Source organism: Mesorhizobium sp. M1423, assembly GCF_040317575.1.
GTDB lineage: Bacteria > Pseudomonadota > Alphaproteobacteria > Rhizobiales > Rhizobiaceae > Mesorhizobium.
Genome location: NZ_JAMYKU010000002.1, coordinates 117,070 through 140,007, shown reverse-complemented (window position 1 = coordinate 140,007; position 22,938 = coordinate 117,070). Strand labels below are relative to the sequence as shown.

Genomic DNA, 22,938 nt, shown 5'->3' with positions numbered 1-22,938 from the left:
GCGCATCCCTTATGCGCCGCGTCCAGCAAGCAAGCGCTTCAGCATCGGCTCGATCCGCCCGAGTTCGTCGAGATGAGCGGCTGACAGATCGGCGAGACTGTCGTCGGCGCGGTCGGTCAGCCGCAGCAGCACGCGGCGGTGGTCCTCCTCGTCGTGGTCCCTCGCGACGAGCCCGGCTTCGCAAAGACGGTTGCCTATCCGGATGAGTATCTCGAGGGCCCCTCCGACAAGCTGCTGATGGCGAACGTGTCCCATTTGCCCGTCGTCACGCGAGAAAATGCGCGGCTGGTGGGCTATGTCGGCTGGAAGGACCTGATGCGTGTCAGATCGAAGAAGCAGGCCGAAGAACGCGACCGCTCGGCTTTGCTGGGCTTCCGTATCCGGCGCAGGAAACAAAATAGCGTTGCCTGAAGGCTACAACTTGCGGCGCTTGGCCCAGTCCAGCACATAGAGCCTGAGCGCCGAGGAGAGGTTCGCATCGCGCGGGCGGCTCTCGTCGATTTCGGCGACAAGCGCGGCGAGCGTCAATTTTCGCGCGGCCGCGATGGCGACCAGGTCGTCGTAAAAAGGCTTTTCGAGCGAATAGCTGGTGCGGTGGCCGCGAATGGTGACCGAGCGCTTTTCGACCGGGCTCACGCGACCGCCCTCACACTTCAAGCATCGGATTTGTCCGAATCGCCCGATTTTTCCCGGCGATGACTGGCGACGAATTTGTCGGCCTTGTCGGCGATCAGGCGGTCGCGATCCCGGCTGGTTTTGGAACGGCCATGCAGCGCCCGGTTCTGTTCGGCCAGGCGCTCCTTCTCGGCTCGCGCCTTCTGCTTGCGTGCCTGACGGAGATTGACGATCTCGGCCATGTCACGCCGCCCGTTGGGTCACTTCTTGCGGAAGGCGTCGAGCGACACCACGTCGGCCCCCTTGGCGCCGGCGTCGGCCGCGGCAGGCTTCTTTTCCGCCTCAGCGGTTTTCTTCTTCGTCTCAGGCTTTTTCTCGGCGACGATGGCCAGCGGCTCGGGAGCAGGCTTGGCCTTTGTCTCCTGTTCAGCCGGGGTATCCGTCTTGACGTCGAATTCGAGCTCGAAGTTGACGGACGGATCGTAAAAGCCGCGTACGGCCGAGAACGGGATTTCCAGTTTCTCCGGCACGTCGGAAAACGACAGCCCGACCTCGAAGCCGGTGTCGCTCACCTTCAGGTCCCAATATTGGAACTGAATAACGATGGTCATCTGTTCGGGATAGCGTTCGCGCAGCCGCGAAGATACGCGCACGCCCGGCGCGCCGGTGAGAAATGTGATGAAGAAGTGATGGTTGCCTGGGAGACCGGTGCGCGCGACCTCGGCCAGGACCTTGCGCATGACGCCGCGCAACGCCTCCTGGGCCAGAATGTCGTAGCGGATGTGGTCGTCGGCCATGTGGCTGTCGGCTTCCGTTGAATCGTCCTGATAGCTGTAATCAAGCTTGAGCGCGGCGTAAACCGGATATAGATCGCCGGGGTGCGGAAGCGAAGCCTGTTGGCGACGATTTGATCGCCAAACGGCTTTGATCGTCAAGCGCTGGCGAGCACGCCCTGTTTGCTTGCTCGGGCCACAGGCTGCCGCTTGCCGAAGGCGCGCAGGAAGGTGCGCACGCCATTTGTCGCCGATTGCACCACCTCGTCCTCGGTCGGTGTACCGCCGAGCATGAACGTCGTCTGCAACTCGGCATTGGCAAGCGCCATGAACTGGCGCGCTGCGACATCGGGATCGTCGATATCAAGGAAGCCGGCATGAGCGAGGCGGGCGAAACGGGCGGCGATCGCCGGCCATGTCCTGCCCGGTCCTTCTTCGCGCCATTCGGCGAAGAGCTCGGGGTAGCGCTCGCCCTCGCTCTGGATCAGCTTGCGCAGGAATTTTCCGTCGCGGTTGCAGATGCAGTTGTGGTTCATCCGGACGGCAAAGGCGATGAGGTCGGCCTCGAGATCCTTCGGCCGATCGGGAAAAGTGGAGATCGTGGCAAAGATGCCGGCATTGCAACGTTCGGTGAGTTCGCGAACGATAGCAACGAAGAGTTTTTCCTTGTCGCCATGATGATTGTAGATGGTCTGGCGGGAGACGCCGGCTTCGGCGGCAATCATGTCGATATTGGCACCGGCGAAGCTTTCGCGGCAGAAGACCGAGGCGGCGGCGTCGACAATTGACATCCGCTTGGCCTCATGGCCCCGCGGCGGGAAAATGTCAGGAGAAACGTTGGCCTTCATGCAAAACTATATAGAGGTGGTTGACGAATTAGACAAGCCTGTCTAAATTTGTGGACTAACACGAGGGGGTTTCGTTCCGCAGAAGAGTCGGAACTCCACGGGATGGAACGTCCTAGGGTTACACGCCGGCCCGCGGCGGCAACCAGAATTCGAAAGAGCCTGCTATCATGAACGCCAAATTCCTCCGCATTGCGGTCGTGCTCGGCCTATTGTCCGCCATCGGCCCGTTTGCCATCGATATGTATCTTCCGGCCTTGCCGTCGATCGGCGAGGATCTGCATGCCGGCACCGCCGCGGTGCAGATGAGCCTGCTGATCTTCTTTCTTTCCATGGGCTTCGGTCAGATCGTCGTCGGACCGATCTCCGATATGGTCGGCCGCAAGCTGCCGCTCTATGGCGGCCTGGCGCTGTTCATGGTCGGCGGCGTCGGCTCGGCGCTGGCCCCGTCGATCGAATGGCTGATCGCCTTCCGCTTCCTGCAAGGGCTCGGCGCCAGCGCCGGTATGGCGGTGCCGCGCGCGATCGTGCGCGATCTGCACACCGGCACCGAAGCCGCCAAGCTGATGTCGCTGTTGATGCTGGTTTTTTCGGTGTCGCCGATCCTGGCGCCGCTGACCGGTAGCCAAATCATCGAGAATTTCGGCTGGCGCGCCGTGTTCTGGACGGTGACGGGCGCGGCTGTGCTCGCCACCATCCTGCTGGCGACCTCGCTCAAGGAGACGCGGCCGGTCGAGGAGCGCGCCGGGTCGTCCTTCGGGACGGCACTTTCCGGCTACCGCTTCCTGATGGGCGACCGCAACTTCCTTGGCCTGACGGCCATCGCCGGCTTCGGCATTGCGAGCTTCTTCGTCTATCTGTCGAGCTCGTCCTTCATCCTGATCGACCATTACGGGCTGTCGCCTTCGGTCTACAGCGTGTTCTTCTCGATCAATGCGGTTGCCTTCATCGGCATGTCGCAGCTGACCGGGTTGCTGTCGGAGCGGTTCGGGCTGCAGCGCGTGGTACGCGTCGCGGTGACCGGCTATGCGACGACGATGGTGGTGTTGTTCGCGGTGATGGCCTCGGGTGTCGACCGGCTCGACGTGATGGCGGCCCTGCTGTTCGTCGGCTACGGTTTCCTCGGCCTGGTTATCCCGACGACGTCGGTGCTGGCCATGGAAGAGCATGGTGAGATCGCCGGCACGGCGTCGGCGCTGATGGGCACGCTGCACTTCGCCATCGGCGCGGTCGCCATGGGTGTCGCCGGCGTGTTCTTTGACGGCACGCCGCTGCCAATGGTGGCGGGCATCACGCTCTGCGCGGCGATCTCCTTCACGCTGGCCAAGGTAACGCTCGGCCGCAGCCGCGAAGCTGCGGAAGCGCCGGCGGAGTAAGCCTCTCCTAGCGAGACAAAAAGGCCGGGCGATGTTCCCGGCCTTTTCACGTTTGCGATCCCGGTTCAAAGCAGCCTATGCCTATATGACGGGTTCAGGACATGCAGCTTCGACATCTCAAGACCTTCGTGGCGGTCGCCGCCACCTTGAACATCACACGCGCCTCCGAGCGGGTTCATCTTGCTCAATCGAGCGTGACCGAACAGATTCAGGCGCTGGAAGCCGATCTGGGCACGTCGCTGTTCGACAGGTCACGGCGTGGCTTGAAGCTGACGGCGGCAGGACAGCGTCTGCTGGACTACGCAAACGATCTCCTCGACCTCGCGGACGAAGCCCGTTCCGCTGTCGCCGACGCGAGCGGCACGGTTGCCGGTCGCCTGACCGTCGGCGGTCTGGAGACGCTTTGCGTTACGCGTTTGCCAGCCTTGCTGAGCGAATTCCACCGGCGCTATCCAGACGTGGAACTGAACCTCCACGCGGACGATAGCGGCCGGTTGCGTGCCGGCGTGGCCAGCGGTGCGCTGGACGTGTCTTTGCTTTTCGGGGCCGCCCCGATGGCGGCGCCGGAGCTGCGAAGCGAGCAGGTGGCAGAAGAAGAGCTCGTCATCATAATGCCGGCAAATCACCGGTTGGCCGGATATTCTGCTATAACGCCCGACAATCTGGCTGACGAGGCCTTCCTCGTCACCCAGCCCGGTTGCGTCTATAGGCGGATGTTCGACGAAACGTTTGCCGCAACGTTGCCTGACCGTCCAAAACTAGTCGGCGAGTTCGCCAGCATGGGCGCGATACGGAGCCTTGTTGCAGCCGGTCTTGGATCCGCGCTGGTCCCACGTCTCGTGGCTTCTGCAGCTGATGCCAATATCGTCGTGCTGCCTTGGGTTGGAAGCAGCCCGGTGACGCCGGTCACCATGGTATGGCGCCACCGGCGCATTCAAGCGCCCGTCTTGCGACTGTTCCTCGCAATGGTTCGCGAGGTCTGGCCATCACTAGACCAATCGCTGGCCATCATCGACATGAAGCACGGTTCCGGTGATGAAGCCGTTATGCATCAGGGACGTGATGGCTTGAGCGATGTCGGCTGCCCGGCCGATCCGGCCGACGAGCAGACGCTTTGCCGTGGCGTCCAGCGCGACCGTCTTTCCGCTGCCGACGACGGCATCCCAAATCGGCGTGTCGACCCAGCCCGGCGAGACGACATTGACGCGGATCGGCGCCAGTTCGACGGCAAGCGCGTAGGCGAGTGAGCCAAGGGCCCCATTAACGGCTGCCACCACCGAGCCTTTCGCCGCCGGGCGATAGGCGGCGATGCCCGAGGTCAGCGTGATCGACCCCCTGGGCGTCAGACGAGGCGCGCCGTGTTTGGCGAGAAGAAGCGGCGCGACGACTTTGGAATCCATCACTTTCCGCGCTATCGAGACGTCCATCTCGGGAAGCAACACATAGACGCCGATGATGTCTGCGGCGGTCGAGACGATGTGGTCGAGCGTACCGACGTCCTCGAACAGGCGCTGGACCTCGTCCTCGCTTGTGACGTCGGCTGCGATCGTCCTCAGCCTTTCCGGGTGAGGCAAGTGCTGCCGTGCGGCCGACAACCGGTCCTCGGAGCGGCCGACGATCGTAACCTCGGCGCCGGCAGCAAGCTGCTGTTCGGCAAGCGACAGCCCCATGCCGGAACTGCCGCCAACGATCAGGATGCGTTCGGGTGTTGGTGTGGTTTCCTGGTTCATCTTTTTCTCCATCAGGTAGCTCGCGGGGCGTGACCGACACGCGGCGAGAAACTGAAGCCTTGTTCGACAAAGGCAGGGGAGAAGGGAAACGGGAAGATACGAATGCTGCCATCGGAAATTCCGATGAAGGGAAGCCCTTGGGTTTTCGCCTCGGCCTGAGACGCCTTAGCCTGAGACGTTGACGATGCGCGATTTTCTGTGTTAGCAGCGATGATCATGAAGATCGCTATGGTTCTTGCAGTGGTAGGAAAGCGCATGGGCAGGATGGTGTAACCGTCCGGCGACAGCCACCCGTGCGCGACAAACAGGCTCCTGACGGGGCCTTTTTTTATGCCCGAAATTCTTCTTACGCCCGATTTCGGCGATGCCCCGTCAACCCATCCTCATCACGCTACGGGACAGAACCATGACAAGCGATAATTCCATTCAGGATACGAGCAACCGCATGACAGGAGCGGAGATCGTTCTCCGCGCACTCAAAGACAATGGTGTGGAGCATATTTTCGGCTATCCCGGCGCGGCTATTTTGCCGATCTATGACGAGATATTCCAGCAGGACGATCTCAAGCATATCCTTGTGCGCCACGAACAGGGCGCCGGCCATGCCGCCGAGGGTTATGCCCGGTCCACGGGCAAGGTCGGCGTGATGCTGGTCACGTCAGGCCCAGGCACGACGAATGCCGTGACGCCCCTGCAGGACGCACTGATGGATTCAGTGCCGATCGTCTGTCTGTCCGGACAAGTGCCGACAACATTGATCGGCTCCGATGCCTTTCAGGAATGTGACACGATTGGCATCACGCGATCCTGCACCAAGCACAACTCTTTGGTCAAAGACGTCAATGACCTGGCGTCAGCGATCCATAGGGCGTTCCACATCGCCCAGTCAGGGCGACCGGGGCCGGTTCTCGTCGACATGCCAAAGGACGTTCTGTTTGCGTCCGGCATGTACACGCCGCCTTCGGACGTTGCTGCGCTGAAAAATTATCAACCGAAGCTGCAGGGCGACATCAACAAGATCGGCCAGGCGATAGCGCTGATGGCCAATGCCAGCCGTCCCGTTATTTATGCCGGCGGCGGCATCGTCAATTCCGGCCCGGAAGCATCGACATTGCTCCGGGAGCTGGTTCAACTGACCGACTTTCCGGTCACCTCGACGCTTATGGGCCTTGGAGCTTACCCCGCCTCCGGCAAGAACTGGCCCAAGATGGTCGGTCTGCATGGTTCCTATGAGGCGAACATGGCGATGCACGATTGCGACGTCATGATCTGTATCGGCGCGCGCTTCGATGACCGCGTGACCTCGCGTGTGGATGCTTTTTCGCCCAACTCCAGGAAGATCCATATCGATATAGATCCGTCCTCGATCAACAAGAACGTCCACGTCGATATCGGCATACAAGGCGATGTCGGCAATGTTCTGGGTGACATGGTTCGTCTATGGCGCGCATTATCTCAGAAACCGGATGGAAGCCGCCTTCAGGACTGGTGGAGAAAGATCGCCGGCTGGCGCGCACGCAATTCGTTCTCCTATGAGATGAACAACGACGTGATCATGCCGCAATATGCGGTGCAGCGCCTTTACGAGCTGACGAAGGATCGCGACACATACATCACCACTGAAGTCGGCCAGCATCAGATGTGGGCGGCCCAATTCTACGGCTTCGAAAAGCCGAACCGCTGGATGGGTTCGGGCGGCCTGGGGACGATGGGTTACGGCCTGCCGGCGGCGCTCGGCGTGCAGATCGCTCATCCGGACAGCCTCGTCATCGATATCGCCGGCGACGCGTCGGTTCAGATGACCATGAAAGAGCTGTCGACGGCAGTCCAGTACGACGCGCCGATCAAGATATTCATCCTGAACAACGGATATATGGGCATGGTTCGCCAGTGGCAGCAAATCCTTCATGGCAACCGCCTCGCGCATTCCTATTCCGAGGCCTTGCCCGATTTTGTCAAATTGGCCGAGGCGTTCGGAGCGGTCGGCCTGCGCTGTGACAAACCAGCCGACCTGGACGATGCGATACAGGAAATGATCGACGTGGACCGGCCGGTGCTCCTCGACTGTCGTGTTGCCAAGCTCGCCAATTGTTTTCCGATGGTCCGGACGGGCAGAGGGCACAATGAGATGCTGTTGCCCGATGAGGCTACTGGTGAAACATTCGCCGGTGCGATCGACGCGGTCAGCCAGGGGCTGGTATAAACGCCGCGGCGTCTTGAGCGTATCAGGGCGCATAAAAAGCCCAGCCGGCGAGGCCTGCAGCTGCACATATCAAAAAAGGAAGAAATGGAGGTTTCTGTTGCCAGGTACCTCCGAACCCCGCCTAGAAGTGCGAACCACTAGGGCTTGAATTGAAGCTATCGCACCGCTTACGCGGCGAGACGTGCTTCCGCATAGTTGTCGTTGGCAACTATAAGTTTAGCCCGATAACGGTGGTACAATGCCGGGCAAAAGTACGATCTTTACACCTTCGTCGATCCTATTTCGCCCCCAGCAAAAGCCGCTCTTGAGCAGCGGTTTTTGGTGGAGGCGCCGGGTACCGCCCCCGGGTCCGAACGGCTTATTTCATCGCCTGTTTATCACCATAGTCGGTCGAGCCGACGAGGCGAATATAGGGACTGGCGGTGGAAAATGAAAGGCCGGAATGCCACTTTCGTCCGTGTCAAAGTGGATCATCAAGGGGTTGACTTGCAGCCGGTCTCAACCGAAGCTTTGTGGCGGTGAGGAGACCCAGCGCACAGTTGCGGCAGCGCGCCACAATCCTCATCGACCGGATCCCGTGGCGCCGACGAGGGGAAATTCGATGGCCGATTATCTCGCAGACGTAAAAAAATATGATGCGGCGGCGGATGCCGACGCGGTCGCCAAGATCGTCAAGCATCTGGGCATCGCGCTCAGGAACCGCGATTCCTCGCTGGTGTCCTGCACCGACCCGGAGGAACTGAAGCGCGTCAGGAACAGCTGGGTCGCTGGCAAGCTCGGTGTCACCGACGGCGCCAAGGCGGATGCGGCTATCGAAAAGACCTGCAAGGCGATGGCGGCCGACAACAGCAAGAGCCGGGTGACGTTCTATTATCTTGTCGCCAAGGATCTGGGCATGCTCGGCTCGCTCTGAACAAACTCGCCGCTGATGCTGGCGAGGCTTCTGCTGGAATTGTCTCGCTTTGCTGTGTTCGGCCGACGGTCATTCGGCTATGATGGCTGACAACCCGAATCGGACCGGAGCCGATGCGCCAGTATCTCGACCTTCTGAAGCATGTGCTGGAAAACGGCGCAGATCGCGGCGACCGTACCGGCACCGGAACACGCTCGATATTCGGCTACCAGATGCGCTTCGACCTGGCCCGCGGCTTTCCGGTCACCACCACCAAGAAGCTGCACCTCAAGTCGATCATCCATGAGCTTTTGTGGTTCCTGGCCGGCGACACCAACATCAAATATCTCAACGATCACGGCGTCTCGATCTGGGATGAGTGGGCCGACGAGAATGGCGATCTCGGCCCGGTCTATGGCAAGCAATGGCGTTCGTGGCCGGACGGCCATGGCGGCGCCATCGACCAGATTGCGAATCTTCTGAAGGAGATACGCAAAAATCCTAACTCGCGGCGGCTGATCGTTTCGGCGTGGAACCCTGCCGAGGTAGAGGCCATGGCGTTGCCGCCCTGCCACTGCCTGTTCCAGTTCTATGTTTCGGAAGGCAAGCTTTCCTGCCAGCTCTATCAGCGCTCCGCCGACATCTTTCTCGGTGTGCCCTTCAACATCGCTTCCTATGCGTTGCTGACGCTGATGGTGGCGCAGGTGACCGGATTGAAACCCGGCGATTTCATCCACACGCTCGGCGACGCGCATCTTTACTCGAACCATTTCGAGCAGGCGCGCGAACAATTGCGGCGTACGCCCAAGGCGTTGCCGACGCTATGGATCAATCCCGAGGTGAAGGATCTCTTTGCCTTCGGCTTCGAGGATTTCCGGCTCGACAACTATTTCGCCGACGCGACGATCAAGGCGCCGATCGCGGTTTAGCACCCTACCTGACTGTGCATATCGAAATTGCCTACTGCGGCTACGCCTTCGGACGTTGTCAGCATCCATCTTGATCGACCGACGTCTGTGGTGCGCGCAACAGATTCCATGCGATATTTTCTTCGACCTCGATACCGCTGTATCTAAAGGAGGTTATCGCAGGCGGAGAAAACCGCAGCTCAGAATGCCGTCGCCTGGTAAAGAGCCTTTCCTTGTTATGTTCACATGGATATATCGATGGACGGCTTCGGGCGATCCGAGACGAGGAGAGTTCATGCTGGCGCGCAAAGGTTCGACGACGATTGCCATCGCGGGTCTCGCTGCCATGCTGATGGCCGCGGTGCCGGCGGCCGATGCCGATGACAAGGTGGTCGTGTTTGCCGCGGCGAGCCTGAAGGACGGGCTCGATGCCGTCAACAAGGCCTGCGAGGCCAGTGTCGGCGAGGCGGCAACCATTTCCTACGCGGCGAGCTCGGCGCTGGCCAAGCAGATTGAAAGCGGCGCGCCGGCGGACGTGTTCATCTCGGCCGATCTCGACTGGATGAAATATCTTTCCGACAAGGAGCTGACCAAGCCCGACACCGAAGTGAAATTGCTCGGCAACCAGATCGTGCTGATCGCGCCGCAGGATTCCAAGGTTGAAACCAGGATTGAAAAGGGTTTCGATCTTGCCGGGCTCGTGGGTGACGGCAAACTTGCCATGGGCGATTTCAAGGCGGTGCCGGCCGGCAAATACGGCAAGGCGGCGCTCGAATCGCTCGGTGTCTGGTCTTCCGTCGAAGGCAAGGTGGCGCAGGCCGAGAATGTGCGCGCCGCCCTAAAGCTGGTGTCGACCGGCGAGGCAGCACTCGGCATCGTCTATGCCACCGACGCGCATGCCGAGCCTGGCGTGAAGGTGCTCGGCACTTTCCCCGACAATACACATCCGCCGATCATCTATCCGGTTGCCCAGCTTGCGGATTCGAAGGGCAAGGATACCCCGGCATTCCTGAAATGCCTGCAATCCGCCAAGGCTGGCGAACTCTTCAAGGCGCAAGGTTTTACCGTGCTTGCGCCGAGCAACTGACGAACGGCCCTGAGCATGAGCTGGCTGCTGGATCTCGCTCCCGACGAATGGAATGCGGTCCGACTGTCCATCAAGGTGGCGACCGTGGCGATGATTGCCAGCCTGCCGCCGGGCGTAGCGATCGCTCTTGTGCTCGCCCGCGGCCAGTTCTGGGGCAAGACGCTGCTCAACGGGCTGGTGCATCTGCCGCTGATCCTCCCGCCGGTGGTGACCGGCTATTTGCTGCTTTTGACTTTCGGCAAGCGCGGTCCGGCCGGCGCTTTCCTGGCCGAGCATTTCGGCATCGTTTTTTCCTTCCGCTGGACCGGCGCCGCGCTCGCCTGCGGCGTAATGGGTTTTCCGCTGATGGTGCGGGCGATCCGGCTGTCGATCGAGGCGGTCGACCGTAAGATCGAGGCGGCCGCCGGCACGCTCGGCGCCAATCCATTATGGGTGTTCGGCACGATCACGCTGCCGCTGATCCTGCCCGGCCTGATCGCCGGTGCGATCCTCTCCTTCGCCAAGGCGATGGGCGAATTCGGCGCGACGATCACCTTCGTCTCCAACATTCCGAACGAGACGCAGACGCTGCCGTCGGCGATCTACACTTTCACGCAGGTTCCCGGCGGCGACGCCGGCGCGCTCAGGCTGACGCTGATCTCGATCGTCATCTCGATGGCGGCACTGGTCGCCTCGGAAGTGCTGGCGCGACGCGTCGGCCGGCGGATGGACATCGAATGACGGTTCAGGTCGACATCAGCCACCGGCTTGGCGATTTCGCCGTCAATGCCCGCTTCGAAAGCGCCGGGCGGCTAACTGCGCTGTTCGGGCCTTCCGGCTCCGGAAAGACGACGCTGATCAACCTGATTGCCGGGCTGATCCGCCCCGACAAAGGCCGTATCGCGGCCGACGGCCGTGTGCTGGTCGATAGCGATGCCGGCTTGTTCATGCCGAAGCACAAGCGGCGGATCGGCATGGTGTTCCAGGACGCGCGGCTGTTTCCGCATATGAGCGTGGCGAGCAATCTGCGCTATGGCCGCTGGTTCACGCCGGCTGCTGAGCGCTACGCGGATATCAATGGCGTGGTCGAACTGCTCGGGATCGGCCATTTGCTCGACCGGCGGCCGGCAAAACTCTCCGGTGGCGAGAAGCAGCGCGTGGCAATCGGCAGGGCGCTGCTTGCCAGTCCGAAATTGCTGCTGATGGACGAGCCGCTGGCGTCGCTCGACGAGGCGCGCAAGGCCGAGATCTTGCCTTATATCGAGCGGCTGCGCGACGAGACGAAAATCCCGATCGTCTATGTCAGCCACTCGATCGCCGAAGTGGCGCGGTTGGCGAGCGACGTCGTGGTACTGATGCAGGGCAAGGTCGCTGCTTCCGGTCCAACCGGAGTGATCATGCAGCGTCTGGATCTATTGCCGGCCGAAGAGCGCGGCGAGGGCGGTGCCGTGCTGGATACCGCGGTTCTGCGCCACGACGAGGCGTTTGGCATGACCGTGCTTGGCTCGGCGGCGGGCGAGATCCGTGTGCCGCTTCTGGCAACGCCGGTCGGTGCGCCGGTGCGCGTCCGCATCCGCGCCCGCGACGTGATGATCGCCACCGAGCAGCCGGTTGGCCTCAGCGCGCTCAACATATTCCCGGGCGCGATCATGGCGATAAAGCCGGGCGAAGGGCCTACGGTCGAGATCGGCATCGACTGCAATGGCGCAACCGTGCTTGCCCGCATCACTGAACAGTCGCGGCAGACGCTAGGGCTCCAGCTTGGTCGAAAGGTCTTCGCGGTGGTCAAGACGGTGAGCTTCGACCGGGCAAATACCGGCGCCGGCCTCCCCGCCGAGGCGGATGGGTGAACGGCCGATGATTCGCTATATCGTTTTGGAATAGCGGTATCGCTGGAGAACTTGTAGAATGGCGTGACCGCGGAGGAGCAAATGCCGTCGCTGAGCTTGCGGATAAATCTCGATCCAGATGGCCGCATCGGGCCGGGCAAGATCGAGCTTCTGGAACAGATCGCTGCCTTCGGCTCGATTTCGGCCGCGGCGCGCGGCATGGAGATGTCCTACAAGCACGCTTGGGATCTGGTCGAGGACATGAACCGCGTGTTCGGCAAGCCGCTGGTTGCGGCACAGACGGGCGGCAAGAAAGGCGGTGGCGCCCAATTGACGTCGGTCGGGCTTGCGGTGGTCAGCCGCTTCCGCGCCATCGAGCGGGCTGCGTCTTCGGCAGCGGCGGCGCATATGGAGGCGCTGCAGGCCGAGATCGATGCTGCGTGAACTCGGCGGAATTCATGCCGCGCTCAATCCCTGTCACTCCTCAGGCTCGCCCGGCTTGCGCAGCAGATAGGTGTCCATGATCCAGCCCTTTTTCCGGCGGGCCTCCTCACGAGTGCTCACGATCTCGTCGCCGACGTCGCCAATCCGGCCCGAGATGATGATCTCGTCGGGTGTGCCGAGATAGGCGCCCCAGTGGACGCTAACGTCCTTGTCGGCCAGCGTGTTGAAGGCGCATTTGCCGTCCAGCATGACGATGGTGCTGCCGGCGTTTTCGGGCAGACCTTCCTCGGCGAGCCGGCGGCCGGTGGTGATCAAAATGGCGTCGCCGATGCGGTTCAATGCCATTTTGTGACTGGCTGCGAGTGCCTGGATGGCGGTGATGCCAGGGATGACCTCCAGTTCGAACGCGACATTGCCTCTGAGGCGCACGCGCTCCAGGATACGCAGCGCGCTGTCATAGAGCGAAGGATCGCCCCAGATCAGGAAGGCGCCGCAGCCATCTTCGGGGAGTTCGCCGCGAATCAGGCCTTCATAGATCGCGGCGATCGCCTCGTGCCAGTCGTCGACGGTCGAGCGGTAAGAAGGCGCCGGCTCGGCGCGCACCGGCACATCGAATTCGACGCGGCGCGAGTTCGGATTGGTGACGAAGCGGTCGCAGATCTGGCGGCGCAATTCGGCGAGATCGTTCTTCTTGGCGCCCTTGTCGGGAATGAACAGCACGTCGGCCCGATTGAGGCCGTTGATGGCCTGGACCGTCATGTGCTCCGGATTGCCGGCGCCGATGCCGATGACAAGAAGCTTGCGCATGAGGGAACTCCTGCCCGATCGAGACCGGCGTGTCTAGACCGACACGACATGCCGGCAGGGCGCCGGCGCATTTGCCGAAAGGCTTTGAAACGCCACATTGAACGGCTAGAGTCATGTTGGCATTCTCGCCGGGGGAGTTTCCATGTTCCGTTACGTCCTGACCGCGTTGGCGCTCTCGGCTACGCCTGCGCTCGCCAATGATTCGGTCGCCGAACTCGGCACCGGTGGGCTGATCCTGTCGCGCAGCGATGCGGTGGCGATGGAAAGCGAGGATCTCTACATCTCGCCGGAAAAGGTGACGGTCGATTACGTCTTCCGCAACAACACCGACAAGGATGTCGATGCGATCGTCGCCTTTCCGATGCCCGACATCGAAGGCGACCCCGAAGAAATACCGGCGATTCCCGAGGCGCAGAGCGACAATTTCCTCGGCTTCGAAGTGACGATCGACGGGGTGCCGGCAAAGCCGCAGCTCGAGCAGAAGGTGTTCGCGCTCGCCATCGACATCGGCGCCGACCTGGAGGCGCAGGGCGTGCCTTTCTATCCATTCGGCGATGCGGCCAAGACAGCGCTGGCAAAGCTGCCGCAAGCGGTCACCGACGACTGGGTCAACCGCGGCATCATCATCGAAGACACTGCCGATGACGGTTCGGGCATGAAGACCGTCTATACGCCGTTCTGGCAATTGCGCTCGACCTATTGGTGGCGCTCGACCTTTCCGGCCAACAAGGCGGTGCATGTCTCGCATCGCTACAAGCCGAGCGTCGGCGGCACCTCCTCGGTCAGTTTCTTCTATGACGGCCAGTTCCAGGGCCAGTATGCCCCCTACAAGACCCGCTACTGCATGGATGACACGTTCGAGAACGCCGTGCGCAAGGCAGCCAAGGACGATCCCGACGGCTACCCCAAATATTTCGAGAACCGCATCGCCTATATCCTGACCACGGGCGGCAACTGGGCGTCGGGAAACATCGGCACGTTCAAGCTGACCGTCGACAAGGGCGATCCGAAGAACCTGGTCTCGTTTTGCGGCGAAAACGTCAGGAAGATCGGACCGACGACGTTCGAGATGAAGGCGCAGAACTTCTACCCCGAGCGCGACATTGACATATTGCTGCTGGAGCCATCCGATGGCGGGAACGGCGGCTGATGGACCTCGCGATCTACGTCGCCATCGCCGAGAACGGCGTGATTGGGCGCGAGGGTGGGTTGCCGTGGCGGCTTTCCACCGATCTCAAGCGGTTCAAGGCCGATACGATGGGCAAGCCTATCATCATGGGCCGCAAGACCTATGAAGGCATCGGCCGGCCGTTGCCGGGCAGGCTCAACATCGTGGTGACGCGGGACAGGGCATGGCGCGCCGAGGGCGTAGAAGTCGCGCACTCGATCGAGGACGCAATCGCGCTGGCGACGGTGCGCGGGCGCTGCATGGCAGGCGCCGACGAGATCTGCGTCATCGGCGGCGGCGAGATCTATGCTCAGGCGCTGCCGCTGGCCGATCGGCTGCACGTCACCCATGTGCTGGCCGCGGTCGACGGCGACGCTCATTTCCCGCCGATCGACCCGGCACTGTGGCGGATAGTCTACTCACAGGAGGTTGAGGCCGGTGAGAAGGACAGCCATGCGACACGCTATTCGGTTTACGAGCGGCGCCGCGATGTGAATTGAAGACGACAAAGCGTCGCGACAGGTCTAAATGGACCCAAAGGCGGACTGTGACGGCAGCCGATCGCGTTGAAAGCGTGCCGTTGCATCCCTATAGAAGAATAATATTGGATTTTGCGCCGGTGAGCCGGCGCTTGAGGGAATTCCAAGCGAAAGGACATTCATGCCCTGGAACGACAAGAGCGGCGGCGGCGGCCCGTGGGGCGGCGGCAACAATCAGGGACCTTGGGGACAGGGACCCAAGGGACCCAGCGGCCCGCAGGGCTCGCCTCCTGATCTCGAGGATATCATCCGGCGTGGGCAGGATAGGTTGCGGCGCGCACTGCCGGGCGGCGGTGGCGCGAGCCCGGCGGTGTTCGGGCTGATTGCTGCGGCGCTGGTGGTGCTGTGGGCGTTCAAGGCGGTCTACACCGTGCAGCCCGACGAAGTTGCGGTGGAGCTCAGGTTCGGCAAGCCGAAGGCGGAACTCTCGCAGCCTGGCCTGCATTTCCATTGGTGGCCCATTGAAACGGTCGAGACCGCCAACATCGCCGAGCAGCTTGTCAGCATCGGTGGCGGCAGCACCAGCGGCAATGGTCTGATGCTTTCCGGCGATCAGAACATCGTCAACGTGCAATTCTCTGTGGCCTATCAGGTTTCCGACCCGAAGGCCTATCTGTTCGACGTGTCCGACCCCGGCGGCATGCTGCAGCAGGTCGCCGAAAGCGCGATGCGTGAAGCGGTCGGCCGGCGCCCGGCGCAGGACATTTTCCGCGACGACCGGCAAGGAATTGCGGCGTCGGTGCGTGAGATCATCCAGACGACGCTGGACGGCTACAAGGCCGGCCTCAACGTCAACGCCATTTCGATCGAGGATGCCGCGCCGCCGCGCGAGGTGGCGGACGCGTTCGACGAGGTGCAGCGGGCCGAACAGGACGAGGACAAGTTCGTCGAGCAGGCCAATCAGTATTCCAACCAGAAGCTCGGCCAGGCGCGCGGCGCTGCCGCGCAGATCCGCGAAGACGCGGCCGCCTACAAGAACCGGGTCGTGCAGGAGGCCGAAGGCGAGGCGCAGCGCTTCATCTCGGTCTATGACGAATATGCAAAGGCGCCGGAGGTGACGCGCAAGCGGCTTTACCTGGAAACAATGGAGAGGGTGCTGAAGGATTCGAGCAAGGTCATCGTCGAGCAAGGCAATGGGCAAGGGGTCGTTCCCTACCTGCCGCTGCCCGCATTGCAGCAGAAGGCGCCGGCACCGGCCGCCGGAGGAAACCAGTGATGGCCAACCGTCTTCCCGTCATTGCGGTCATCGCCGCGGTCATCCTGTTCCTGCTCTATTCGTCTGTCTTCGTCGTCAATGCGCGCCAGCAGGCGCTGGTGCTCAGGTTCGGCGAAATCGTCGACGTCAAGAACCAGCCAGGCATCTATTTCAAGGCGCCGTTCTCCTTCTTCGATGCCGACACCGTGCAGCTGATCGAAAACAGGGTCCTGCGCTTCGACCTCGACAACATCCGCGTCCAGGTTTCGGGCGGCAAGTTCTATGAGGTCGATGCCTTTATCGCCTATCGTATCTCGGATCCGCGCGTGTTTCGCGCCGCGGTCTCCGGCCAGATCGAACTGGCCGAGGCCCGGCTGAGGACGCGTCTCGACGCCGCCTTGCGCCGCGTCTACGGCCTGCGCGACTTCGAGGCGGCACTCTCGGAAGAGCGCGCCGTGATGATGCGCGAGGTACGCGATCAACTGAGGCCCGACGCCACCTCGCTTGGCCTGCAGATCGAGGATGTCCGCATCCGCCGCACCGATCTCACGGCTGAGGTCTCGCAGCAGACCTTCGACCGCATGAAGGCCGAACGTCTCGCCGAAGCCGAGCGGCTGAGGGCGCGAGGCAATGAGGCAGCGCAGCGGATCAGGGCCCGCGCCGACCGCGAAGTGGTGGAAATCGTCGCCGAAGCGCAAAAAGAGTCTGAAATCCTGCGTGGTGAAGGTGAAGCCCAGCGCAGCGCGACGTTTGCCGGGGCCTATCAGCGCGATCCGGCCTTCTTCGATTTCTATCGATCGATGAATGCCTATGGCACGGCGCTGAACAGCACCGGAACGACGATGGTGCTGTCGCCGAATTCCGAGTTCTTCCGCTTTTTCCGCGACCCGAACAGCAAGGAAACGCTCGCGGCACCGGCGGCACCACCGCCAGCGCCGCCCGCTCCCGCCGCGCCAGCGGCACAGCCAGGCACCGGCCAGTAGGGCCGGTGCAGGGGAAGCCGGCGTAACGGAGGATTTATCCTCTGGCGGTAGCCATAGCCGCAAACGTGCCTTATTTCTTGCCAACATGACGCGAACCGGCATTTTTGCCGAAGCGCTTTTTTTCAGAACACCCGGAGGCCTTTCGATGACATCCACCACCCTTCTGCGTGCAGCGAGGCGGACGTTCATCGCCGGGGCCGCAGCGCTTCTGGTCGGCGCCGTTGCCGTTCCGTCGTTGGTGACGCCGACGGTGGCGGCCGATGGGCCGCCCTCGGTTGCCGATCTCGCCGCCGGCCTGCTCGGCGCGGTGGTTAACATATCGACTTCGCAGACGGTGAAGGGCACGGAAGGTCCGGGCGCGGTGCCGATGCCGCAGCTTCCGGAAGGCTCGCCCTTCCAGGACTTCTTCGACGATTTCTTCAAGAACCGTGGCGGCGACAAGGGCGGCGCGCAAAAGGTGCAGTCGCTGGGCTCCGGCTTCGTGGTCGACGCCGAGCAGGGTATCGTGGTGACCAACAACCACGTCATCGCCGATGCCGACGACATCGAGGTGAATTTCTCCGACGGCGTGACGCTCAAGGCGACGCTGGTCGGCACCGACACCAAGACCGATGTCGCGGTGCTGAAGGTCGATCCGAAAGGGCACAAGCTGACGGCGGTGAAGTTCGGCGATTCCAACACGATGCGTGTCGGCGACTGGGTGATGGCGATCGGCAATCCGTTCGGTCTCGGCGGCACGGTGACGGTCGGCATCGTCTCGGCGCGCAATCGCGACATCAATTCCGGCCCGTATGACGACTTCATCCAGACCGATGCCGCGATCAACCGCGGCAATTCCGGCGGACCGCTGTTCAACAGCAGCGGCGAGGTCATCGGCATCAATACGGCAATCATCTCGCCGTCGGGCGGCTCGATTGGCATCGGCTTCTCCATTCCGTCACAGCTCGCCTCGGGCGTCGTCGACCAGCTTCGCCAGTTCGGCGAGACGCGGCGCGGCTGGCTCGGCGTGCGCATCCAGCCGGTGACCGACGACATTGCCGAAAGCTTGGGCATGGCGACCGCCAAGGGCGCGCTGGTTGCCGGCGTCATCAAGGGCGGGCCGGTCGACAACGGCACCATCCAGGCCGGCGACGTCATCATCAAGTTCGACGGCAAGGACATCCATGAAATGCGCGACCTGCCACGCGTCGTGGCGGAGAGCCCGGTCGGCAAGGCCGTCGACGTGATCATCGTGCGCAAGGGTGTCGAGCAGACCGTCAAGGTGACGCTCGGCCGGCTCGAGGATGGCGAGAAGCTTGCCAGCGGTGGTGAAAACGGCAACACCGATCAGGACGATGCCGACAAGGCGCCTGCCGTTTCGACGGCTTCCGTACTCGGCATGACGATTGGCGAGCTCAACGACGAGACGCGCACGAAATTCGGCATCGCCACCGACGTCTCCGGCGTCGTCGTGACCGACGTCACCAAGGATTCGGCCGCAGCCGAACGCGGCATCCAGCCCGGCGAGGTGATCACCGAGATCGCGCAGGAATCGGTCGCCACGCCCAAGGATGTCATGGACCGGATCGGCGCGCTGAAGGAGCAGGGGCGCAAGAACGCGCTTTTGATGCTGGCGTCGAAGACCGGCGAGCTGAGGTTCGTGACAATCCGGATGGATTGAGTCCGGAAGAGCCTCCAACACTCTGATCTTGAAAAGAAAAAGGGCGGCTAGCGGGCCGCCCTTTTTCTTGCTTGCCAGTCTGTGCGTGACAGCCTGTAGAAGACATGTCGCCTGAGTGCGGTGTGGCTGTCCGGAACACCGGGATGGTCGAAGTCGGAGGCCGGGTCGGCGATCATGTTCAGGCGCTCCATGACGGCAGTGGACCGGCTGTTATCCTTGACGGCGAAGGACACGATTTCGTGGAGGCCAAGTCTTTCAAAGCCATAGGTGAGCCAGGCTTCGGCTGCTTCGGTGACATAGCCGCGGCCCCAGAATTCGGGTGCCAGCCGCCAGCCGATCTCGATCGTGCCGGGCGGCAGGAAGGGCAAATGATCGGTTCGGGTTATGCCGACGAAGCCGATGCATTCACCTGTGGCTGTGATCTCAGCGGCCGCGAAGCCGAAGCCGTTGCGATCGATAGCGGCGCGCAACTCCTCCATCTTGGCGTCAGCCTGGGCGCGGTCGCGGCGAAACGGAAAGAATTCCATGACGCGCTCGTCGGAATTGATGCGATGGAAGAGCTCGCGGTCACGATCTTCCCAGTTGCGCAGGATCAGGCGCTCGGTGCGGATCGGCGTCATTCGACAAATTCCTCCCGGCGATAACCCTGCAGATAAAGCAAGGCGGTGAGGTCGCCGTGGTCGATGCGGATCTTTGCCTCGGCTGCCACGGCCGGCTTGGCGTGCAAGGCGACGCCGATGCCGGCAAGACGGATCATGTCGAGATCGTTGGCGCCGTCACCCACGGCAATGGCATCGGCAGGCGTCAGGCCGAGGCGGGCGGAAATCTCGATAAGGGCTTCGGCCTTGGCGGCTCGGCCGAGGATCGGCTCGGCGACCAAGCCGGTGAAGCGGCGATCCTGCTCGATCAGCCGATTGGCGCGATTTTCGTGAAAACCGAGCAATGCTGCGATGCGGGTGGTGAAGATGTCGAAACCACCGGAAATCAGCGCCGTCCAGGCGCCGTTGGCCGCCATTGTCTGGACGAGCGTGCGACCGCCGGAGGCAAGCGTCAGGCGATTGTCGATGATGCGGTCGATGATTGCGGCATCGAGACCCTTAAGCAGCGCCACGCGCTCGCGCAAGGCCGGCTCGAATGCGATCTCACCGTTCATCGATCGCGCCGTGATGGCGGCGACGCGATCCTTGACGCCGATCTCGTCGGCAAGCTCGTCGATGCATTCCTGCTCGATCATCGTCGAATCCATGTCGGCGATCAGGACCTTCTTGCGCCTGTTCTCAGCCGGTTGGACGGCCACGTCGATGGGTTCGGAAGCAAGCGCGGCATGCAGGCGGGCCGTTATTTCGGAAGCTTCGGCGGTCTCCGGCAAATCGAGCTCGCAGGCGATGCCTTCGGCCAGCCAGCGAACAGCGCTTGCGCCGACAGACCCAGACGCCATATTCGCTAGCGTCGGCGTCAATGCGCGGCCGGCGGGATGGGATAGAAGCGTGGCGATCAGCATCGAAAATTCCAGCGGACAGGCGGGCGAAGGCCGCGTGAAGAACGCGATCCTGATAGCCGGGCCGACCGCCAGCGGCAAGTCGGCGCTCGCACTCGACCTCGCCGAGCGCAATGGCGGTGTCATCGTCAACACCGATTCCATGCAAGGCTATTCGGTGCTCGACGTGCTGACGGCGCGGCCGGGTGCTGCCGAACTCGCCCGCGTCCCTCACTTTCTTTATGGACACGTCGATCCGTCCACCGCCTATTCCACCGGCGCCTGGCTGCGTGATGTCATGAAGCTGATCGACGACGGCACGCTTTCGGCGCGGCAAGTGATTTTCGTCGGCGGTACCGGGCTTTATTTCCGGGCGCTCACGGAAGGTATTTCGGAGATGCCCGACATTCCGCAGTCGATCCGCGAGCGCTGGCGCTACGAGCTGCAAGAACAGGGCGCTGTGAGATTGCACCGCATCCTGTTGCGCGAGGATTCTGCGGCCGGCATGATGCTGAGGCCGACGGATGGCCAGCGCATCGTGCGGGCGCTGGAGGTGCTCGACGCGTCGGGCCGCTCCATCCTGGACTGGCAGGCCGCGCGTGGCCAGCCGTTGATCGACAGGAGCAGCGCGCGCTTTTTCGTCATCGAGCCGGAGCGGGCGGCGCTGGTGGAGCGGATCGATGCCCGCTTCGACCGCATGCTGGACAAAGGGGCATTGGACGAGGTGAAGCAGCTTTCGGCGCTCGGCCTCGATCCCGACCTGCCGGCGATGAAGGCGATCGGTGTTCGCGAGCTTCAGGCCGCGCTGGCCGGCGCCATCAGTTTTCCCGAGGCTATCGAGCGTGCGAAGATCGCGACGCGGCAATATGCAAAGCGGCAGGCGACCTGGTTCAGGCACCAATTGGGTCCGGAATGGCACAGGTTGCGTCCCGGTGAGGGGATCAACTGGGTGATCTCACCCCCTCCTTCGAGCGCAACCTGAAAAGTCGACATCGAAGGGACATTTCGCGTTGAAGTTGTCCAGGTTAACTGTCCGTAAGCTCCCGCATGCCATAAGATCGATAGGAACTTTTCAACGGGGAGCAGATGCATTTCCACAAGGCGGAATCAGCGTTTTTCGTCTTTATTTTTGTGATCCTGGCCGCCGGCCTGGTGACGCTTTACGCCTATGGACTCCTGCAAACCCTGGCGGCCGACATTAGCAATACGCCTTCGGAACTCGATGAAATCGTCTATCTCAACAAGCTGCTGTTTGCGATCGGCGTGCTGCTGGCGACTGCGCTGTTCTTCGGCATTTTCTTCATCTATCCGCTGATCCGAAAGCAGGCGACGGAAGAAGGCAAGCTGCGCGCGATGACAGTTTCACTCAGTGCGCGCTCGGAGACGCTGGAGCATGCGGCGCTGACCGACAGCCTCACCGGCATGCAGAATCGGCGCTATTTCGACGATGCGCTGAAAGAATATCTCGAGGAGTTTCGCCGCATCGAAAAACCAGTCGGGCTGATGATCCTCGATCTCGACCACTTCAAGCAGGTCAACGACAGCCACGGCCACGATGTCGGCGACGAGGTGTTGCGGGCCGTCGCCAACTGTCTCAAGGACATGACACGCTATCACGACGTGGTGGCGCGCCTGGGCGGCGAGGAGTTCGCGGTGGTCACGCCCAATATGGACGCCGAGCTGCTATCCAAATTCGCCGAGCGCATCCGCAAGGCGATCGCCAGCATGTCGGTGCTGACAGGCAATGTCCGACTGAAAATCACCACCAGCGTCGGGCTTGCCGTCTGGGACCGCAAGGAAACCGCCGAGGAGTTCTATCGCCGCGCCGACCGCCAGCTCTATGAGGCAAAGAGGCAAGGCCGCAACCGCGTCTGCGCCTGAATCCCGTCATTAAATTCGTGATGCTGGAAATTCGGGATGCTGGCCGTCTGGTGCCGTTTTCTGCGCTTCCGGCGCTCGCAGACCGACGTCGCCAAGTAGGCTGAGACGGCGCCTTGCAAGGCTTGTGGGAGATAGAGGTGTTGCCGTGATCAAATCCGACCTCTCCGATCTTTACCGAGGCTATATTGCATGTCTGAACAAGCAGGATTGGCCAAATCTGGGGCAGTTTGTTCATGATGAAGCGATCCACAACGGTCGGCCGCTCGGATTATCCGGGTACCTCGAAATGTTGGAGAGAGACTTCGATGAAATTCCGGACCTTTACTTCGACATTCGGCTATTGGTTGCCGATCCGCCTTATATAGCGAGCCGGCTAAGCTTCAACTGCACCCCAAGGGGAACGTTCCTTGGGCTCGATGTAAGCGGGAAGAGAATTTGGTTTACCGAGAACGTATTCTATGAGTTTCAGAGAGGGAAAATTCGCCAGGTGTGGTCCGTTATAGACAAGGCAGCCATCGAAGTTCAGCTTTGATGGTTGCCGACGCAC

The 22,938-nt window shown here is 61.9% G+C and carries 27 protein-coding genes, 1 other RNA gene and 2 pseudogenes; 19 read left to right on the top strand and 11 right to left on the bottom strand.

The annotated features are described in order from the left end of the window. Positions 1-9: 9 nt before the first annotated feature. Positions 10-255, bottom strand: coding sequence for a winged helix DNA-binding protein (locus NKG95_RS03550; protein ID WP_352844476.1), 246 nt, complete (start codon positions 253-255; stop codon positions 10-12). Between NKG95_RS03550 and NKG95_RS03545 the strand changes: the two genes are divergently transcribed. Next, positions 139-411 carry a CBS domain-containing protein gene (locus NKG95_RS03545; protein WP_245278655.1) on the top strand — a complete coding sequence of 91 codons (273 nt, stop codon included), beginning with the start codon at positions 139-141 and terminating at the stop codon, positions 409-411. The genes NKG95_RS03550 and NKG95_RS03545 overlap by 117 nt on opposite strands. A 3-nt stretch (positions 412-414) precedes the next feature. Here NKG95_RS03545 and NKG95_RS03540 read toward each other — a convergent pair whose 3' ends face one another. From NKG95_RS03540 to NKG95_RS03525, 4 genes are all read right to left on the bottom strand, one after another. Continuing rightward, complete coding sequence (locus NKG95_RS03540; RefSeq protein ID WP_023720823.1) at positions 415-636, bottom strand: ribbon-helix-helix domain-containing protein; 222 nt, start codon at positions 634-636, stop codon at positions 415-417. A 17-nt stretch (positions 637-653) separates the two neighbouring features. Next, complete coding sequence (locus NKG95_RS03535) at positions 654-857, bottom strand: DUF4169 family protein (RefSeq protein ID WP_023720822.1); 204 nt, start codon at positions 855-857, stop codon at positions 654-656. Between the two features lie 18 nt (positions 858-875). Continuing rightward, positions 876-1,412 (bottom strand): SspB family protein, encoded by a 537-nt coding sequence (locus NKG95_RS03530; protein WP_023676707.1) that lies wholly within the window; start codon positions 1,410-1,412, stop codon positions 876-878. A gap of 134 nt (positions 1,413-1,546) precedes the next feature. Then, positions 1,547-2,236 carry a TetR/AcrR family transcriptional regulator gene (locus tag NKG95_RS03525; RefSeq protein ID WP_352639714.1) on the bottom strand — a complete coding sequence of 230 codons (690 nt, stop codon included), beginning with the start codon at positions 2,234-2,236 and terminating at the stop codon, positions 1,547-1,549. A gap of 167 nt (positions 2,237-2,403) precedes the next feature. Between NKG95_RS03525 and NKG95_RS03520 the strand changes: the two genes are divergently transcribed. Next, the gene (locus NKG95_RS03520; protein WP_023720819.1) at positions 2,404-3,609 is read left to right on the top strand and encodes a multidrug effflux MFS transporter; all 1,206 of its coding nucleotides are present in this window, start codon (positions 2,404-2,406) and stop codon (positions 3,607-3,609) included. 101 nt (positions 3,610-3,710) lie between these two features. Then, a pseudogene (locus NKG95_RS03515) lies at positions 3,711-3,836 on the top strand (LysR family transcriptional regulator); the annotation flags it as partial. A 24-nt stretch (positions 3,837-3,860) separates the two neighbouring features. Here NKG95_RS03515 and NKG95_RS03510 read toward each other — a convergent pair. Next, positions 3,861-4,052 (bottom strand): hypothetical protein, encoded by a 192-nt coding sequence (locus NKG95_RS03510; RefSeq protein WP_353040081.1) that lies wholly within the window; start codon positions 4,050-4,052, stop codon positions 3,861-3,863. Between NKG95_RS03510 and NKG95_RS03505 the strand changes: the two are divergent. Then, positions 4,026-4,532: pseudogene (locus NKG95_RS03505) on the top strand (LysR family transcriptional regulator substrate-binding protein); the annotation flags it as partial. The gene NKG95_RS03510 and the pseudogene NKG95_RS03505 overlap by 27 nt on opposite strands. A gap of 66 nt (positions 4,533-4,598) precedes the next feature. On the opposite strand, the gene NKG95_RS03500 reads toward NKG95_RS03505, so the two are convergent. After that, a complete protein-coding gene (locus NKG95_RS03500; RefSeq protein WP_353039973.1) occupies positions 4,599-5,339 on the bottom strand; it encodes an SDR family oxidoreductase in 741 nt (246 codons plus the stop codon). A gap of 406 nt (positions 5,340-5,745) precedes the next feature. Here NKG95_RS03500 and NKG95_RS03495 point away from each other — a divergent pair, with 406 nt between their 5' ends. Next, entirely contained in the window at positions 5,746-7,542 is a 1,797-nt protein-coding gene (locus tag NKG95_RS03495; protein WP_353039972.1) for an acetolactate synthase 3 large subunit, read from the top strand. 83 nt (positions 7,543-7,625) lie between these two features. Here the strand turns inward: NKG95_RS03495 and ssrA are convergent. Further along, positions 7,626-7,981: a transfer-messenger RNA gene (gene ssrA / locus NKG95_RS03490) on the bottom strand. A 162-nt stretch (positions 7,982-8,143) separates the two neighbouring features. On the opposite strand from ssrA, the gene NKG95_RS03485 reads away from it, so the two are divergent. The 6 genes from NKG95_RS03485 to NKG95_RS03460 all read left to right on the top strand — a co-directional run bounded on the left by NKG95_RS03485 (position 8,144) and on the right by NKG95_RS03460 (position 12,681). Continuing rightward, a complete protein-coding gene (locus NKG95_RS03485) occupies positions 8,144-8,455 on the top strand; it encodes a DUF2853 family protein (RefSeq protein WP_023676702.1) in 312 nt (103 codons plus the stop codon). A gap of 113 nt (positions 8,456-8,568) precedes the next feature. Further along, positions 8,569-9,363 (top strand): thymidylate synthase, encoded by a 795-nt coding sequence (locus NKG95_RS03480; protein ID WP_352482986.1) that lies wholly within the window; start codon positions 8,569-8,571, stop codon positions 9,361-9,363. A gap of 274 nt (positions 9,364-9,637) precedes the next feature. Next, the gene (gene modA, locus NKG95_RS03475) at positions 9,638-10,429 is read left to right on the top strand and encodes a molybdate ABC transporter substrate-binding protein (protein ID WP_353039971.1); all 792 of its coding nucleotides are present in this window, start codon (positions 9,638-9,640) and stop codon (positions 10,427-10,429) included. A 15-nt stretch (positions 10,430-10,444) separates the two neighbouring features. Then, the gene (modB, locus tag NKG95_RS03470) at positions 10,445-11,149 is read left to right on the top strand and encodes a molybdate ABC transporter permease subunit (protein WP_352495174.1); all 705 of its coding nucleotides are present in this window, start codon (positions 10,445-10,447) and stop codon (positions 11,147-11,149) included. Further along, positions 11,146-12,258, top strand: coding sequence for a molybdenum ABC transporter ATP-binding protein (gene modC, locus NKG95_RS03465; RefSeq protein ID WP_023720813.1), 1,113 nt, complete (start codon positions 11,146-11,148; stop codon positions 12,256-12,258). The genes modB and modC overlap by 4 nt, the downstream gene beginning before the upstream one ends. A gap of 81 nt (positions 12,259-12,339) precedes the next feature. Continuing rightward, a complete protein-coding gene (locus tag NKG95_RS03460) occupies positions 12,340-12,681 on the top strand; it encodes a winged helix-turn-helix domain-containing protein (protein WP_023676697.1) in 342 nt (113 codons plus the stop codon). A gap of 33 nt (positions 12,682-12,714) precedes the next feature. On the opposite strand, the gene cobF is transcribed toward NKG95_RS03460, so the two are convergent. After that, a complete protein-coding gene (gene cobF, locus NKG95_RS03455) occupies positions 12,715-13,488 on the bottom strand; it encodes a precorrin-6A synthase (deacetylating) (protein ID WP_353039970.1) in 774 nt (257 codons plus the stop codon). 142 nt (positions 13,489-13,630) lie between these two features. On the opposite strand from cobF, the gene NKG95_RS03450 reads away from it, so the two are divergent. The 5 genes from NKG95_RS03450 to NKG95_RS03430 all read left to right on the top strand — a co-directional run bounded on the left by NKG95_RS03450 (position 13,631) and on the right by NKG95_RS03430 (position 19,033). Then, on the top strand, positions 13,631-14,638 hold the full coding sequence (locus NKG95_RS03450; protein ID WP_353039969.1) for a DUF4424 domain-containing protein: 1,008 nt from the start codon (positions 13,631-13,633) through the stop codon (positions 14,636-14,638). Beyond that, positions 14,638-15,156: a dihydrofolate reductase gene (locus tag NKG95_RS03445; protein WP_023720810.1), complete on the top strand. Its 519-nt coding sequence runs from the start codon at positions 14,638-14,640 to the stop codon at positions 15,154-15,156. Before NKG95_RS03450 ends, NKG95_RS03445 begins: the two co-directional genes overlap by 1 nt. Before the next feature lie 160 nt (positions 15,157-15,316). Next, positions 15,317-16,411: an FtsH protease activity modulator HflK gene (gene hflK / locus NKG95_RS03440; protein ID WP_023720809.1), complete on the top strand. Its 1,095-nt coding sequence runs from the start codon at positions 15,317-15,319 to the stop codon at positions 16,409-16,411. Beyond that, positions 16,411-17,373: a protease modulator HflC gene (gene hflC, locus NKG95_RS03435; RefSeq protein ID WP_023720808.1), complete on the top strand. Its 963-nt coding sequence runs from the start codon at positions 16,411-16,413 to the stop codon at positions 17,371-17,373. The genes hflK and hflC overlap by 1 nt, the downstream gene beginning before the upstream one ends. Positions 17,374-17,518: 145 nt before the next feature. Next, positions 17,519-19,033, top strand: a complete 1,515-nt coding sequence (locus tag NKG95_RS03430; RefSeq protein ID WP_352814682.1) for a DegQ family serine endoprotease — start codon at positions 17,519-17,521, stop codon at positions 19,031-19,033. A gap of 47 nt (positions 19,034-19,080) precedes the next feature. On the opposite strand, the gene NKG95_RS03425 is transcribed toward NKG95_RS03430, so the two are convergent. Then, positions 19,081-19,653 (bottom strand): GNAT family N-acetyltransferase, encoded by a 573-nt coding sequence (locus tag NKG95_RS03425; RefSeq protein WP_023720806.1) that lies wholly within the window; start codon positions 19,651-19,653, stop codon positions 19,081-19,083. After that, the gene (gene serB / locus NKG95_RS03420) at positions 19,650-20,471 is read right to left on the bottom strand and encodes a phosphoserine phosphatase SerB (protein WP_352495198.1); all 822 of its coding nucleotides are present in this window, start codon (positions 20,469-20,471) and stop codon (positions 19,650-19,652) included. Before serB ends, NKG95_RS03425 begins: the two co-directional genes overlap by 4 nt. A gap of 49 nt (positions 20,472-20,520) precedes the next feature. Between serB and miaA the strand changes: the two genes are divergently transcribed. The 3 genes from miaA (at position 20,521) to NKG95_RS03405 (ending at position 22,923) form a co-directional block, all read left to right on the top strand. Further along, positions 20,521-21,492, top strand: coding sequence for a tRNA (adenosine(37)-N6)-dimethylallyltransferase MiaA (miaA, locus tag NKG95_RS03415; protein ID WP_353039968.1), 972 nt, complete (start codon positions 20,521-20,523; stop codon positions 21,490-21,492). Between the two features lie 104 nt (positions 21,493-21,596). Beyond that, positions 21,597-22,391: a GGDEF domain-containing protein gene (locus NKG95_RS03410; RefSeq protein ID WP_023720804.1), complete on the top strand. Its 795-nt coding sequence runs from the start codon at positions 21,597-21,599 to the stop codon at positions 22,389-22,391. 145 nt (positions 22,392-22,536) lie between these two features. Further along, on the top strand, positions 22,537-22,923 hold the full coding sequence (locus NKG95_RS03405) for an ester cyclase (protein ID WP_023720803.1): 387 nt from the start codon (positions 22,537-22,539) through the stop codon (positions 22,921-22,923). The last annotated feature ends 15 nt before the right edge of the window (positions 22,924-22,938 follow it).

What these genes read in the sequence shown, in the direction of transcription:
- modA (WP_353039971.1), top strand. Translation starts at nt 9,638, where the DNA reads ATGCTGGCGCGCAAAGGTTCGACGACGATTGCCATCGCGGGTCTCGCT.
- NKG95_RS03485 (WP_023676702.1), top strand. Translation starts at nt 8,144, where the DNA reads ATGGCCGATTATCTCGCAGACGTAAAAAAATATGATGCGGCGGCGGAT.
- NKG95_RS03460 (WP_023676697.1), top strand. Translation starts at nt 12,340, where the DNA reads ATGCCGTCGCTGAGCTTGCGGATAAATCTCGATCCAGATGGCCGCATC.
- NKG95_RS03535 (WP_023720822.1), bottom strand. Translation starts at nt 857, where the DNA reads ATGGCCGAGATCGTCAATCTCCGTCAGGCACGCAAGCAGAAGGCGCGA.
- NKG95_RS03495 (WP_353039972.1), top strand. Translation starts at nt 5,746, where the DNA reads ATGACAAGCGATAATTCCATTCAGGATACGAGCAACCGCATGACAGGA.
- NKG95_RS03425 (WP_023720806.1), bottom strand. Translation starts at nt 19,653, where the DNA reads ATGACGCCGATCCGCACCGAGCGCCTGATCCTGCGCAACTGGGAAGAT.
- modB (WP_352495174.1), top strand. Translation starts at nt 10,445, where the DNA reads ATGAGCTGGCTGCTGGATCTCGCTCCCGACGAATGGAATGCGGTCCGA.
- NKG95_RS03445 (WP_023720810.1), top strand. Translation starts at nt 14,638, where the DNA reads ATGGACCTCGCGATCTACGTCGCCATCGCCGAGAACGGCGTGATTGGG.
- hflC (WP_023720808.1), top strand. Translation starts at nt 16,411, where the DNA reads ATGGCCAACCGTCTTCCCGTCATTGCGGTCATCGCCGCGGTCATCCTG.
- NKG95_RS03550 (WP_352844476.1), bottom strand. Translation starts at nt 255, where the DNA reads ATGGGACACGTTCGCCATCAGCAGCTTGTCGGAGGGGCCCTCGAGATA.
- NKG95_RS03530 (WP_023676707.1), bottom strand. Translation starts at nt 1,412, where the DNA reads ATGGCCGACGACCACATCCGCTACGACATTCTGGCCCAGGAGGCGTTG.
- NKG95_RS03430 (WP_352814682.1), top strand. Translation starts at nt 17,519, where the DNA reads ATGACATCCACCACCCTTCTGCGTGCAGCGAGGCGGACGTTCATCGCC.
- serB (WP_352495198.1), bottom strand. Translation starts at nt 20,471, where the DNA reads ATGGCGTCTGGGTCTGTCGGCGCAAGCGCTGTTCGCTGGCTGGCCGAA.
- cobF (WP_353039970.1), bottom strand. Translation starts at nt 13,488, where the DNA reads ATGCGCAAGCTTCTTGTCATCGGCATCGGCGCCGGCAATCCGGAGCAC.
- NKG95_RS03410 (WP_023720804.1), top strand. Translation starts at nt 21,597, where the DNA reads ATGCATTTCCACAAGGCGGAATCAGCGTTTTTCGTCTTTATTTTTGTG.
- NKG95_RS03525 (WP_352639714.1), bottom strand. Translation starts at nt 2,236, where the DNA reads ATGAAGGCCAACGTTTCTCCTGACATTTTCCCGCCGCGGGGCCATGAG.
- hflK (WP_023720809.1), top strand. Translation starts at nt 15,317, where the DNA reads ATGCCCTGGAACGACAAGAGCGGCGGCGGCGGCCCGTGGGGCGGCGGC.
- NKG95_RS03480 (WP_352482986.1), top strand. Translation starts at nt 8,569, where the DNA reads ATGCGCCAGTATCTCGACCTTCTGAAGCATGTGCTGGAAAACGGCGCA.
- NKG95_RS03450 (WP_353039969.1), top strand. Translation starts at nt 13,631, where the DNA reads ATGTTCCGTTACGTCCTGACCGCGTTGGCGCTCTCGGCTACGCCTGCG.
- modC (WP_023720813.1), top strand. Translation starts at nt 11,146, where the DNA reads ATGACGGTTCAGGTCGACATCAGCCACCGGCTTGGCGATTTCGCCGTC.
- NKG95_RS03520 (WP_023720819.1), top strand. Translation starts at nt 2,404, where the DNA reads ATGAACGCCAAATTCCTCCGCATTGCGGTCGTGCTCGGCCTATTGTCC.
- NKG95_RS03500 (WP_353039973.1), bottom strand. Translation starts at nt 5,339, where the DNA reads ATGAACCAGGAAACCACACCAACACCCGAACGCATCCTGATCGTTGGC.